7 protein-coding genes are annotated in these 14,610 nt (G+C 67.2%); 1 reads left to right on the top strand and 6 read right to left on the bottom strand.

The features are described from left to right. Positions 1-150 precede the first annotated feature (150 nt). Entirely contained in the window at positions 151-5,610 is a 5,460-nt protein-coding gene (locus RZN05_RS19550) for an autotransporter-associated beta strand repeat-containing protein (protein WP_317228355.1), read from the top strand. A 275-nt stretch (positions 5,611-5,885) separates the two neighbouring features. On the opposite strand, the gene RZN05_RS19545 is transcribed toward RZN05_RS19550, so the two are convergent. The 6 genes from RZN05_RS19545 to RZN05_RS19520 form a co-directional block, all read right to left on the bottom strand. Further along, positions 5,886-6,779, bottom strand: coding sequence for an SDR family NAD(P)-dependent oxidoreductase (locus RZN05_RS19545; protein ID WP_317228354.1), 894 nt, complete (start codon positions 6,777-6,779; stop codon positions 5,886-5,888). A gap of 79 nt (positions 6,780-6,858) precedes the next feature. Next, a complete protein-coding gene (locus tag RZN05_RS19540) occupies positions 6,859-7,533 on the bottom strand; it encodes a TetR/AcrR family transcriptional regulator (RefSeq protein ID WP_317228353.1) in 675 nt (224 codons plus the stop codon). A 56-nt stretch (positions 7,534-7,589) separates the two neighbouring features. Next, a complete protein-coding gene (locus RZN05_RS19535; protein ID WP_317228352.1) occupies positions 7,590-9,179 on the bottom strand; it encodes an AMP-binding protein in 1,590 nt (529 codons plus the stop codon). Next, a complete protein-coding gene (locus RZN05_RS19530; protein ID WP_317228351.1) occupies positions 9,176-10,804 on the bottom strand; it encodes a carboxylesterase/lipase family protein in 1,629 nt (542 codons plus the stop codon). Before RZN05_RS19530 ends, RZN05_RS19535 begins: the two co-directional genes overlap by 4 nt. After that, complete coding sequence (locus RZN05_RS19525; RefSeq protein ID WP_317228350.1) at positions 10,801-12,105, bottom strand: spinster family MFS transporter; 1,305 nt, start codon at positions 12,103-12,105, stop codon at positions 10,801-10,803. The genes RZN05_RS19530 and RZN05_RS19525 overlap by 4 nt, the downstream gene beginning before the upstream one ends. A gap of 3 nt (positions 12,106-12,108) precedes the next feature. Continuing rightward, a complete protein-coding gene (locus tag RZN05_RS19520) occupies positions 12,109-14,451 on the bottom strand; it encodes a TonB-dependent receptor (protein ID WP_317228349.1) in 2,343 nt (780 codons plus the stop codon). Between the last annotated feature and the right edge of the window lie 159 nt (positions 14,452-14,610).

The following is a 14,610-nucleotide window of genomic DNA, read 5'->3' as shown; positions in this document are numbered from 1 at the left end:
CTGAGAGCCTAGCCATCTTTTGAACGAGCCTCGAAGGTCTCGTTGCCTGCCTACAGCGCCCGCGACCGCGGGCACCTCACAAACAGAGATTTTGTCGCTCGATCCGAGGCGCGTTGCGCGCCGCCATCGAGCGCTTCCGGGAGACTATCTATGACGGTGATTTCGACTGCGGCTTCGGGCCGTATCCGGTCTGCGCGCGCATTCGTCCTGGCGGGCACCGCCGTGGGCGCGCTGCTCGCGCCCGCCACCGCCCAGGCGCAGAACCTCGCTTCCTCCGGCAGCACCGACTATTCGCACACCGAGACCGGCACGCGTTCGGGCGGCCCGCGTACTGTCGACATCACCACCAGCGGTGGCAACATCTCGCTCGATCTGGGCACGATCGAGGTGCTCAACAACGGAAACACCACCGGTGCCGGCGTCGCTGCGACCAATACCGGCCCAGGCAACGTGACGATCGACGTGGACGCGGTCACCGCCTCGGGCACCGGCGCCACCAATGGCGTGGATGCGCGCGCCGCCAGCGGCAACGTCATCGTCACCACCGGCACGGTCAATTCGAGCGGCAACAACAATAGCCGCGGTATCCAGGCGATCAGCGGCGGCGGCGACATCACCATCAACGCCGACACGACCACGGGCGGGCTGCGCGGGATCTTCACCGGCTCGAACGGCGGCGTATTCCCCGACGTGACGACGATCGTCAGCAAGAATGCCACCGCCATCGGCACCGGCCAGGTCAATGCGATCATCGGGCAGGGCCAGACGGTCGACATCACCAGCGGCACGGCGCGCATCACCAACACCGCGGGCTTCATGGGCACCGCGATCTACGCCAATGCCGGCACCGGCGGCGCGATCGTGCGCTCGGGCACCGCGGAGGCGCTGGGGAATCGCCAGGCCGCGATCCAGATCTATTCGGACGGCAGCGTGCTGCTCGAGAGCGCCAATGCTAGCACCACCCAGAATTCGGACGGGCTAAGTGTGCAGAGCGGCACCGACGTGACCATCCGCAGCGGAACGGTTTCCACGACCGGCGCCACCGGCGCACGCGGCATCGTCGTCAACGTGCCCGGCGCGCCGCTCGATCTCACCAGCGAGATGGTCACCACGCAAGGCGCCGATTCGACCGCGATGCTGATCACCGGCGGCGCCGGCGCAGTGAAGATCGACAGCGGCACGATCGCGACGCGGGGCGCCAACTCGGTCGGCATCGATCTTGCCGGCCAGACCGGTGCGACAGTGATCGCGAGCGACGCGATCACCACCGTGGGCGAATTCGCCTATGGCATCTCGGTCGCTTCGACCGGGGCGGTCGATATCAGCAGCGGTTCGATCACCGCCACCGGCCAGTATAGCGAAGGCATCACGGTCGGCTCCAGCGGATCGCTGAAGATCGCGAGCGGCACGATCGCCACCACCGGCAACATCTCGAGCGCGATCTACGCGCGCAGCTCGGGCGCGATCGACGTGACGAGCGAGAAGGCGACGTCGGGCGCGGGCTCGCTCGGCGTGTATCTCTCGAATCGTGGCAGCATGGCGGGCACGCTCACGCTCACCAGCGGTGAGGTGCTCGGCGCCAAGAACGGCATCGCAGCCTATGGTCAGGACGCTACCACCGTTACCAGCGGCACCGTGACGCTCGCGGGCGCGTCGACGGTGGCGAGCCCCGGCTACGGAATCAGCGCGCGCTCGGCGAACGGCGCGGTCTCGGTAACCAGCGGCACGATCGACGGCATCGAGGGCGGCGCTTCGTTCGGCATCGACGCACGCGCGGCGGGCGCCAACACTGCGACGATCACCAGCGGCTCGATCTCGGCCTATGGCGATGGCGGCTTCGGCATCCACGGCGCGACCGACACCGGCGCGCTGACGATCGCCTCGACCGGTGCGATCACCACGACCGGCACCACCGCGACCAACGTGCGCGACAGCGGCGCAGTCAATCCGTCGACCGCACCGCGCGAGACGCGTCCGTCGCACGGCATCTGGGCGACATCGACCAACGGCCCGATCAGCATCGACAATGCAGGCACCATCTCGACCAGCGGCGCCGCCGCGTTCGGCATTTTCGCGCAGTCGACCACCGGCGCCATCACCGTTGAGAGCGACACCGTCAACACCTCTGGCCTGGCGGCACAGGGCATCTGGGCGCAGACCACCAATGGCAACATCCTGATCAATGCCGGCACGACGCGCACCGCCGCGATCGGCTGGGACGCCGCCGCCGGTGGGACTTCGGACGCAGTGTTCGGCTACTCAAGTGGCACCGGTTCGGTAACCGTGACCAGCCAGGACGCATCGAGCGCGGGTGACTATGCCTCGGCGGTCGGCGGCGTCGGCGGCGGTGCGGTGAACATCACCAGCGGCACCGCGTCGAGCTCGGGCTTCCAGCTCGCAACGGTCTACGGCTCGAGCCGCAACAGCGACGTCACGATCAACTCGACCAATGCGACTGCCACCGGCGTCAACGCCTATGCCGTCGAGGGTCATGCCGCGAACGGCAACCTGACGATCACCAGCGGCACCGCGAGCGCGGAGCATGGCAATGCCGTGTTCGGCGATGCAGGCGGCCTCGTCACGGTCAACGCCACCACCGCCACTGCGCGCGGCGATGGCGGCACGGCCGTCGCCGTCACCGGCGGCACCGGCGTGGTGCTCACTGTCGGTTCGGCCTCGTCGAACGGCACGGTCGTCACCAACCAGCAGACCAGCGTCACCTATCGTGCCGATGCAGTGTTTGCACAGGCGACCAACGGCGCGATCAACGCCACGATCGGATCGGCCACTGCGACCGGCGCGGGCATGGACGCGGTCCATCTGATCGCCAACGGCACGGGCGGCGCCGTGAGCGCCACCATTACCGGCGCCGTAAGCTCGACGAGCGGCACCGGTCTGTGGATCGACCCGCCGGGGCAAGTGAACATCAATGTCGGCACCGGCGCTAGCGTCGCGGGCGGGGCCAACGGCATCAACACGGTCGGCGGTGCGAACAGCATCGTCAATCTCGGCACGGTCAGCAGCACCGGCGGCGCGGCGATCCTCGCCTCGGGGCCCACGACGCTCGACAATAGCGGGACGATCACGGCGGGCACCGGCGCGGCAGCGGTCCAGTTCGGCGTGTCGAACGACACGGTGATCCTGCGTACCGGCTCAACGGTCACCGGCACGATCGTCGGCGGCGGCGGCACCGATGCCGCGGTGCTGATCGGCACCGGCGCTACACCTGCCGCCACGCAGACCATCGCCGGCTTCGCGGGCTTCGACAGCCTGCGCGTGCAGAGCGGTTATTGGACCGCCCCTGCCGCAGGCGCCAGCCCGTTCAACCGTACGACGATCGACGCCGGCGCCACGCTGGGCCTAGTCAATGGCGCGAACGGCATTGCCGGACTCTCCACGCCGAGCATCGTCGACAACGGCACGCTCGTCGTCACCAGCAGCGCCAGTTCGGGCGCCGGCGTCTTCGGGACGGCGGTGGTCACCGGCACCGGCGGCGTGCGCTTCACCGGTGCGGGCACGGCAACGCTGGACGGCGTCAACAGCCTCCAGAACACCGGCACCAACCTGGTCGATGCGGGCAGCACCGTGCTGGTCACGGGCACGCAGGGCGGCGCGTTCGTCAACAACGGCACCTTCCAGATCGGCACCGGCGGTACCACCGGCAACTTCACCGGCAATCTGATCGACAACGGCACGCTGATTGTGAACCGTTCGGACGCCTATACCTTCGTCGGCGCGCTGAGCGGCTCGGGCACCTTCGTCAAGGAAGGTGCGGGCACGATCACCTTCGGCTCGGGCTATGGCTTCACCGGCACCACGGTCCTCAACGGCGGCGGGATCAAGCTGACCACCGCAGTGGCGACGACTACCGAGCTGCAGGTCGAGGGCACCGGCACGGTCGACTTCTCGGGCACCAACCAGCAGGTTGCCGAGCTGGCCGGCACCAGCCGTACCGCAAGCGTCAACATCGCCGGCGGTTCGCTCACCGTGAACCAGAACAGCAACACCGCGTTCGCCGGTTCGCTGACGGGCAACGGCTCGTTCACCAAGTCGGGGACGGGCTCGCTCAACTTCACCGGGGTGAACACCTATACCGGCCCGACCAACGTCAATGGCGGCCGCCTGGCGGTAAACGGCAGCATCGTCTCGCCGCTGACGGTCAATTCGGGCGGCACCCTTGGCGGTACCGGCACGGTCGGCAACACCACGATCGGCAGCGGCGGCACCTGGGCTCCGGGCAATTCGATCGGCACCCAGACCGTCAACGGCAACGTCACGTTCGCGGCAGGCTCGATCTTCGCCGTCGAAGTCAATGCCGCCGGCCAGTCGGATCGCGTCAATGCGACGGGCACGGCGACGATCGCGGGCGGCACGGTGCAGGTGTTGGCGGAAGCGGGGATCTATGCGCCGCTGACCAACTACACGATCCTCACCGCGGCGGCGGGCGTCAACGGCCGCTTCACCACCGTGACGTCGAACCTGGCGTTCCTCACGCCGCTGCTCAGCTACGGCACCAACAATGTCGTGCTGACGCTCGGGCGCAACGACACGACGTTCGCGTCGCAGGCAGCATCGGGCAACCAGCGCGCCGTCGCAGCCGTAGTGACGGCCCGCGGCCTGGGCGATCCGATTTACAATACGGTGCTCGTCCAGAGCGCCGCGGGCGCGCGCAACACCTTCGACCAGCTTTCGGGCGAGCTTCATGCGGCGCTTCCCTCGGTGTTGATCGACGACAATCGCCGCGTTCGGGACGCGGTGCTCACGCGCGGCCTCGTCGACGGCGACGGGATTGGCATGTGGGCGCAGGGGCTGCAGGACTATGCGGGCTCGCGGAACCAGGAGGGCTTCGCCAAGATCGACAGCAATCGCACCGGCGTGATCGGCGGTGTCGATTATGGCGCAGGTGATCTGCGCGTCGGCGTCAACGGCGGCTATTTCGATCAGGACCTGACCCTCGGCGCTCGCGGCAGCAATGCTTCGGTCAAGACCAAGCTGGCGGGCGCCAGCCTCGCCTGGAATGCGCAGGGCAGCTTCACCGCCCAGGTCGGCGGCACCTGGGCGTGGCACGATATCGACACCGCGCGCGCGATCTCGGTGAGCGGCATTGCCGGCACTTCGGTGGCGAGCAGCAAGGCCGAATCGAAGCAGGCGTTCGGCGAGCTGGGATATGACCTGGTCGACGGGCCGCTCGATCTCGGCATGTTCGTCCGCTACGCGCACGACTGGACCGATGTCGACGCGGTCGCCGAGACCGGGGGCGTCGCGGCGCTCAGGGTCGGCGACACCCATCGCGAGACCAACAGCGCGTCGGTCGGCCTGCGCATGGGGGGCTCGGCGCCGGTCTCGACCGGTCTGAGCATCGCGCCGCGCGCTTCGCTTGCCTATATCCATAGCTGGGGTGATCTCGGGGGTACTCGCTCGGTCGCCTTCGGCACCGGGCCAGGCTTCGCGATCGGCGGTTCGGCGCTGGGCAGCGACGCGCTCGACGTCGATCTCGGCATCGACCTGGTGACCGAGAGCGGCCTGCGCTTCGGGATTGGCGGCTTTGCCAACGCTTCGGACCAGTGGGGCGATTACGGCGCCAAGGCATCGGTCAGCCTGCGCTTCTAAGAATCCGAGCGCTCTGATCTGACATCGGAGGGCGCCTGCTTCGCTGGCGCCCTCCGAACAGCCATGCGCAAGGTTCAGGAAACGATGGCGCAAGGTCGCGTTCCGCAAGCATAAGGATCGGCGCCCCCTGTGCAGGCTGGGATGACTCGGCCATCGTCTAATGGCGACCCAATCCACAAGCTTTTGGAGACTCTGGGAGCCTTCCCTAGCGCCAATGACCTCCTGCAACCCGCGCCAGCCCCGGGGGCGGATCGGGCCGGAGTGCCTTGCGGTCGTCAGCCGTGCAGCGAGACCTGCTCGTCGAGGAGCCCCGCGGCGGCGAGTTCGCGTTCCGCCTGGAAGAAACCATAGTCCGGCACCATTTCGCCTCCGCGATCCGACACGGCATCCCAGGCCGCGACCAGTTGCTCGCCCGCGTCGTCCGCATGGCCGATCTGCACGCCGCGGGTGAGCGTGACGTTGGCGCGCGCGAAATGACCCGCGCCGGCGCATAGAATCGCGCGGCTCGGAGCATCCTCGCCGACCAGCGCGAGCAGTCCGGGACTGACGCCGGCAGGGTCGAGCAAGGCGAGGCTGGCTTCCGAAAGCACGCCCTGCGTCATCTGGGTCGCGGCGGTAGGCGCAAGCGCGTTGACGCGTATGCCGTATTTCTCGCCCTCGATGGCAAGCGTCTGCATCAGTCCGACCAGCGCCATCTTCGCCGCACCGTAATTCGCCTGGCCGAAATTGCCGTAGAGCCCCGAGGACGACGTGGTCATCACGATGCGGCCATAACGCTGCGCCCGCATGCCCTCCCACACCGCCTTGGAGCAGATCGCGGCGCCCATGAGGTGCACGTCGAGCACGAGGCGGAAATCCTCGATCGTCATCTTGGCGAAGCTCTTGTCGCGCAGGATGCCGGCATTGTTGACCAGGATGTCGACACGCCCCCAGCGGGCCGTCACCGCGTCGACCATCGCTTGCACGCCCGCCTCGTCGGTGACCGAAGCCGCGACCGCCATCGCTTCGCCGCCCGCGTCGGCGATCTCGCCAGCGACATGCGACGCATTGGCTTCCGAAACGTCGTTGACGACCAGTCTGGCGCCCTTGCTCGCCAGATACAGAGCATGCGCGCGCCCGAGCCCGCCACCCGCACCGGTTACGATCGCCACGCGTCCCGACAATGCCATTCGTTCCTCCCGCTTATCGTTGCGGGCGGTCTAGCAACACAAACATTCACTAACAAGTGAGCGAATGATTATCCGGTGGTCACCGCTTGCAGATTTCGAGGAAGCCTGCCGCCATGAACGACGCCATGCGATCCTTGACCGCGACGAAATCGTCGGACTTGCACAGCCCACCCGAAAGCTTGTCGATGCGCCCCGTGCGCGCCAGCGTGAGCATCAGCGCGCCGGTCACGAAGTGATAGCCCCAGAAGATGTCCTGCTCGGCGCAATCCGGAAGCGCCTGCTTGAGCAGGTCGATCAATCGCAGCACCACCGGATCGAAATGCTCGTCCATCAACTCGGCGCCCCATTCGGGGGTATTGGCGACCTGCGCGCCGAGCGCGGCATAGTTCTTCCAGGCCTCGCCGCCCTCGATGTATAGATCGAGATCGGTATCGAGGAAGGCACGCAGCGCGCCCTCGACGGTCGGCGCGCCGTTGCAGGCGGCGGCATAGGCGTCGAGCGCCTGCATGCGACGCTCGCTGGTGACGACCGCGCGCCGCGAGAACACGGCGTGGAAGAGCTTGCCCTTGTCCTCGAAATAATAGTTGAGCAGCGTGTGGTGGACGCCGACGCGCTTGGCGACATCCTTCAGCGTGACGCCGTGGAGGCCATGCTTGGAGAACAGATATTCGGCCGCATCGAGGATCTGCTCGATCGTCTCGGCGCGCTGCTCCGCCTTCTTGGTCCGCCGCTTGGGCTTTTCATTCTCTTGCACGCGAACGTCCTTCGCGCCTGCAAGATCGGGCGTCAAGCCGACCGCTTCTCCTGGCCCTAGGCGCTTCCATACTCCGCGCGAAGCCGCAGCTTGTCGATTTTGCCCGTGGCGGCGAGCGGCATCGTCGCGAGGCGCACTACGGCATCGGGGATCCACCACGGCGCGACGCGGCCTTTGAGCGGCGCCAGCAACGCCTCGTCGCTCAGCGCCTCGCGCTCGCGCATCTCGACCAGCAGGACCGGGCGCTCGCCCCAGCGCGGATCGGCACGGCCGATCACCGCGGCGAGCGACACTTCGGGGATCGCGCCGACCACCGCCTCGATCTCGGCGGGATTGATCCATTCGCCGCCCGACTTGATCAGATCCTTGGCCCGTCCGGTGATCGCCAGGTTTCCTTGCGCGTCGATCCGCGCGAGATCGCCGGTCGCGAACCAGCCCTCGGCATCGGTGGCGGGCTCGGCATGGCCGAAATAGCGCTCGATCACCGCCGCGCCGCGAACGTGCAAATGGCCCTCGGTGTCGCGCTGCGACGAAAGCGGCACGCCCGCCGCGTCGGCGAGCATCAGGTCGACGCCAATCGCGGGGCGGCCCGACACCGCCGCGGTGCGGACCGCCTCGTGCGGCGATGCCACCGTTCCGCTCGGCGAAAGCTCGGTCATTCCCCAGCTCGTCTGGACGGTGACGCCGAGCCGCTGCTCGACCCGCGCCATCAGCGCGGGCGCGAGCGGGGCGCCGCCCATGATGATCCGCTCGAGCGACGGCAGCGTGCCGCCGCTTGCCTCGAGATGTTCGACCAGCCCCAGCCAGACCGTCGGCACGCCGACCCCAACGGTGACGCCCTCGGCCGCGATCAGCCGGGCAAGGCTCGCGCCGTCGGTGGCGCGCCCGGGCAGGACAAGCGTGCCGCCCGCCGCCGGCATTGCGAACGGCAGCCCCCAGGCATTGGCGTGGAACATCGGCACGACCGCGAGCACCGTGTCGCGGCGCGCGATCGCCATCACATCGGCCTGGAGCAGCCGCAGCGTGTGAAGGTAGCTCGAACGATGCGTGTAGGTGACGCCCTTGGGAGCGCCGGTGGTGCCCGAGGTGAAGCACAGTCCGGAGGGCGCGGTCTCGTCGAAATCGCCCCACGCGACCTCGGTTTCGCCCGCTTCGATCATCGGCTCGAGCGCGGCAACCGCCACGCCGTCGGCGAACGCCGGCATCGCCGCGAGGGCGTCGATCACCAGCACGCGCGTCACGACGGGCGCGGCGCGCGCGATGTCGAGCGCCAGTGGCAGCAAGTCGCCGCTGGCGATCAGGATCCTGGCCTCGGATTGCGCGATCATTGCCCCGAGCTGCGTTCCGGTCAGGCGCGGGTTGAGCGTATGGCATACGGCGCCCATCCCCATGATCGCGTACCACGCCTCGACATGCGCCTGGCTGTTCCAGGCAAGCGTGGCGACCCGATCGCCGCGCCGCACGCCCAGATCGTGGAGGACGCCCGAGATCCGGCGGCTGCGCGCGTGCAGATCGCGGTAGCCGATCCGGGTCACCACGCCCTTCGAACCAGCGGTCACCACCTCGGCGTCGGGGTGCCATTTGGCGGCATGTTCTAGGAACTTGTTGAGCGTCAACGCGAACGACTGCATGTCTCCGTCGATCATCGGCACCCTGCAGTCTTTTGGAGCGTGGGCGAGATCACCCCGGTGTTCCAGTTCCACGGCTGGTCGCCCGCGGCGCGGCGGCGGCAGACCGCCGCCTCGTGCAGCGCGAACATGCCGGGGAAGGGCTTCCTGCCCGGCCGGGGCGCCTGGGCGAACGCCATGTAGCTGGCGTCCTTGCCATAAGCCGGCCAGTCGGGCTGGCCGCTCGCGATCGGCACGCCCGTCTTCGCGAACGCAGTCCAATAGCCGATCATCGCGTCCGACAGGCGACGCTCGGCGAGCGTGTCGGGGATCTTGGGCCAATAAGGCGGCGTGGTGCCTGCAGTCCCGAACACATAAGGGAGTTCGGCAGCATGGAAGGCATGCAGCCCGTTTTCGTCCGCGGCCGGATAGCCGTGATCGAACAAATAGAGATAGCCGCGCTGACCGATCGCGGTCTGGCCGATCACCAGCCGAGTCGAGGTCCAGCCGTAGAGCGCATCGCGCGTGTTCGCGAGCATGCCCTCGCCGATCGCCTTGGCCGGATACAGCGCGAGATAATGCTCGGCGAGATCGCCATAGCGGCTGCGGATCGCGGCCTCATACGCCGCAGCATTGGCGGGCGCCGGCGGGAGCAGCACGCGGAGCGAGCGGATCTCGCCGCTGTTGAACCCGGCGAGGATCGGCACCGGCGCCTGTTCGCCGCGATCCCAAGTGTCGACGAGCTGCCGCATCAGAACCTTGCCGTCGATCGTAGCCCAGGGCCCGAAGCCCTTGGCCGCCGCGCCGTCGGTGAGTGTCTCGGCGTCCATCGCCCGCAGCCCGGCCAGGTCTTTCGCGCCAAGCGCCGTCATGATCTGGGTACCCGCCCCCTCGGCCGAGGGGGTGCCGTGTGCCGACCGTTTGAGCTCGGGCGTCGAGATCATATAGGCGCTCTGTGCCACGGCTTTGTGGAACAGCCCGCGCGCACGCGGCGATGCCATCAGGTACATCACGCTGAGCGCGCCCGCCGACTCCCCTGCGACGGTGACGTTGCCGGTGTCGCCGCCAAACGCCGCGATGTTGCGCTTGACCCAGCCGAGTGCCGCGATCTGATCGAGCAGCCCATAATTGCCCGAAATGCCCTCCGGGGATTCTGCGCTCAGCCCCGGATGCGCAAGATAGCCGAGGATGCCGAGGCGATAGTTGATCGACACCACGATCGCGCCGCGCGCGGCCATCCGCGCCCCGTCGTACATCGCCTCATGGCCATAGCCACCGACCAGCGCCCCGCCGTGGATCCACACGAAGACCGGCAGGTTGTTCGCGTCCCTCGGCGCCCAGATGTTGAGCGTCAGGCAGTCCTCGCTCATCTTCTCGGGCGGGTTGGTATAGATCCCCGCGGCGCGCCCGCGCGGCTGTACGCAGGCCGGCCCGAACGCCGTTGCCTTGCGCACGCCTTGCCACGCCGGAAGGTCGGCCGGCGCCTTCCAGCGCAGCGGACCCACAGGCGGCTGGGCATAGGGCACGCCCTTGAAGACGCGGACAGTGCCCTGCGCGCTGCCCTCGATGCTGCCCGCGGGCGCCGTCACGGTCGGCGCCTGCGCCCATGCCGGGGGCGCACCGACCAATAACGCGACCAGCGCGGCTCGGCTCGTCAATCTCATAGGCCTGTCTCGGCGGTGCGGGTCTCGCGGCGCAGGATGCGTGCGAGCCAGAGGAAGAGCGCGATCGCGATCAGATAGAAGGGCGTCAGCGTGTAGAGCGCCGACTGGAGATATTGGGCATGGCCCTGCGCCTTGAACCAGTCGCTCGCCTGGCCCACCCAGGTCGGCCCGAGCCCGAGCCCGATGAAGTTCATCACCAGCAGCAGCAATGCCCCGGCAAGCACCCGCTGATCGGGCCGAACCTCATCCTGAACCAGCGCGACCGAGGCAGAGAGGTAGAAGTAATTGAACGTCATTACCACGCCCAGCAACAGCAACGCGAGTGGCCAGCCGGGCGCCAAGAGGAAGGCGAGGTAGAACGGCATCGCCACCGCGAGCGACAGGGCCGGCGCGATCGCATAGCCCGTGCGCGAGCGGCGCGTCATACGATCGATCACCCGGCCTGAGATCACCATCCCGCCACCCATGCCGAACACGAGCACCAGCGCGTACCAGATCGCGACCTGGTCCAGCGTCATGCCCTTGTCGCGCATCAGGAACAACACTGCGAAATTGCCGAGCCCATAGGTGACGAACTGCGTCGCGCCGCTGCCGAGCGCGGCGAGCATCAGCACCGGGTGCGAAAAGAACATGTGCAGCGTCGGCCAGAAGCCGACCTTCCCGGCCCCCTTTGCGCGGACCGTATCGGTGGCTCCCCGCTCCGGCTCGCGCAGCAGCAGACGCAGCAGCAGCGCAGCGACGATCCCCACCACGCCGATCACCAGGAAAGGCATCCGCCAGTCGTAGCGCGCAGCGATCGCCGCGCCGAACGCCACGCCGATCGCCGCGCCGATCGCCGGCCCCAGATTGAAAATACCGAGCGCCGCAGCGCGCTTGCCCGGCGGATAGCTGTCGGTGATGATCGCATAAGACGGGGGCACCCCGCCGGCCTCGCCGAAGCCGACCACCATTCGCGCGGCCACCAGTTGCGTATACGTCCCTGCCATCCCGCAGGCGACGGTGGCGCCACTCCAGATCGCGCAGGCGAGTGCCAACACGTTGACGCGGTTGGTCCGGTCGGCGAGCCACCCGACCGGTATCGCGATGAAGCAATAGAACATCGCGAAATAGAGCCCGCCGATCAGCCCGAGCTGGCCATCGGTGACCTGCAACGCATCCTGGATCGGCTTGGCGAGGATGCCGATCAGCTGCCGATCGAGGAAGTTGAGCACATAGACGAAGGTCAGCGTGGCCAGCATCACCCAGCGCGGCACGCCCCTGCCCCGCTCGGCGCGTTCGGCGGCAAGGCTCCGCGCCGCCACCGATCAGAGCCCGTAGCCGAGGCGGATGCCGATCGTGCGCGGCCGCAGCGTCCCGAACCGGCTGACCAGGAATGCCTCGGGATGGATGTACGTCACCGAATGATCGTCGAAGACATTCTCGACATAGAGCTGCGCCGAAAACGCGCGCCGCTTCAGGCCGAAGCTGAAATTGGTGTTCACATATTCGTCGGTCTCTCCAAACGTAACCAGCCGGACGTTGGGCGCGCCGGGCGTGTTCGGGAACGAGCTGTTGTACGACCCGACATATTGCGCGTTGATCGCGAGCGTCGCCTTGGTCTCCTCCCCGATATCGAAGCCGTAGGAGGTGAAGAGCGCGCCCTGCAGCCGCGGCGCCGACAGCCGGTGGCCGAGCACCGCACCCGAGATCGCCGCCTCGGTGGGGCTGAGCCTGGTGATCTTCGAGTCGTTGTACGCCGCGTTGAAGCCGATAAAGACGTCGCGTCCCGGGATGATGCCCATCTCTACTTCGAAGCCCTTGCTGCGCGCGCCGCCGATATTGGTGGCGAACTGCACCGAATCCGACACGCGATTGGCCTGTGCCTGGATGTTGCTCCAGTCGATCAGATACGCCGCGGCGTTGATCGTCACCAGCCCGCCCAGGAAGCGCGCCTTGGCGCCGACCTCATAGCTCTTGAGATCATCGGAATCGGCGCCGTCGGGGATGATGATATCGCTGGGCGTGACCAGGCTCGGACGCCCGGCGAACGCATTGACGATCGGCGCGCGGAAGCCGGTCGCGAAGGTGGCGTAGGTGGTCAGCGTCTCGCTCGGCTTGAAGCTCGCGCTGGCTTTCCACGAAGGCTTCGATCCGGTCGCCTTGATGCCCTCGACTGCGGCATAGGGCGTGAACGTGTTGAAATTGACCGGAATGTTGAGCAGCGCATAGGTGAAGTAGTTCTGGCCGAACGCGCTGGCGAGATAGCCGCCGGCTTCGGTGAACGCCTGGGCCGAGGTGCGGCCATAGCGCATCCCGCCGGTCAGCCAGAACTTGTCCGAGAAGCGATAGGTCAGTTCGCCGAAGCCCGCGAGTTCCTCGCTGATCGAATGGGTATATTGCTTCTGATAATATTGATCGGGCAGCCCGGTGAGCCGGCGCGCCTGGAGGAAGGGCAGGCTCGACCGGTAGAAATAGTCCACATCGCGGCGGCGATGCAGATAGAAGCCGCCGAGCGTGAACTGGAGCGGTCCGTCGAGCGACGAGACCAACCGCGTCTCCTGCACGAACACCTTGTCATAGGCATTGGCGTCGAGCCCGAAGGCGATCGGCGCGCCGGGGAAAGCAGGCTGGGCCGGGAAGGTGCCGGCGAGATCGAGCCAGAAGCGCTGGTCAAAATCGGAATAGGTCGAAGAGCTCGTCAGCCGGGCGAAGTCGAATTCATAGTCAAGCGTGGCGTTGAACACGGTCTGCTTGCCGGTGAACCGATCCGGCTGGTCCGAGACGCGCTTCTCTCGCCCGAGCGACGGGCTGGTCAGCGACGAATCCTTGGGATCGCTGTCCTCGTAGGAGCCTAGCAGCTTGATCGAGAGCCGGTCGTTCGGGCGCCACAGCGCGACCAGCCGCCCGCCCCAGTCCACCAGCTTGTTCGAGTTGCGCACGCCGGTGCCGACATTGTCGAGATAGCCGTCCTCGTTGCGATAGAAGCCGACGCCGCGGATCGCTAGCTTGTCGGTCACCAGCGGCACGTTGACCATCAGATTGTAGCGCTGGCGCAGCGAGTCCGACCCGGTGAGGCCGATATCGGCCAGCGCCGAGGCGTCGAAACTGGCGAGGTTCGGGCTCTTGTTGAGGATCCGCATCGCGCCCGAAAGAGACCCTGAACCGAACAGTGTGCCCTGCGGCCCGCGCAGGAACTCGACGCGCTCGACGTCGAACAGATTTGGATCGACCACGGTGGTGTTGCCGATCGTCGAGATCGGCAGCTCGTCGATATAGACCGCGACCGAGCTCTGCAGATTGGCATTATAGCCGTTGGTCGCGATGCCGCGCGCGGTGAAGTTGTTGAAGTTTTGGGTAGGGCGGTTGAGCACCACGCCCGGCGTCTCGCGGGCGATGCCCTCGAACCCGACGATGCCCTTCTCGCTCAACTGCTCCTGCGAGAAGGCGGTGATGCTGAGCGGCACGTCCTGGATGCGCTCCTCGCGCCGGGTGGCGGTCACGACGATATCCTGCTCCGCGCCCGTCGCCTGCCGATCCCCATCCTGGCTGTCAGGACTGACCCGCTCGATCACAGGCGATGGCGCCTCCGAAGCCGTCTGCGCCGACGCCGATCCTGTACCGACCGCAATCGCGACGACACAGGCCGACACGCAAAGCAATGCCCGCATGCTCTCTCTCCCATTTTGCCGATCGTTTGCCATCGGCTTGAATTGGCAGAGTGCCGCGCTGTGGTACGCATGTCAACATTCACTATCTAGCGTGTGAATGTGTTGAGATAGTAGTAAGCGGAAGCATCCCTCTCGGAGCGTAGCCGAGGAGCAACCGGA

Source organism: Sphingomonas sp. HF-S4 (assembly GCF_032911445.1).
GTDB lineage: Bacteria > Pseudomonadota > Alphaproteobacteria > Sphingomonadales > Sphingomonadaceae > Sphingomonas > Sphingomonas agrestis.
The sequence above is the reverse complement of the archived record's forward strand: the minus strand, read 5'-3'. Positions and strand labels throughout refer to the sequence as shown.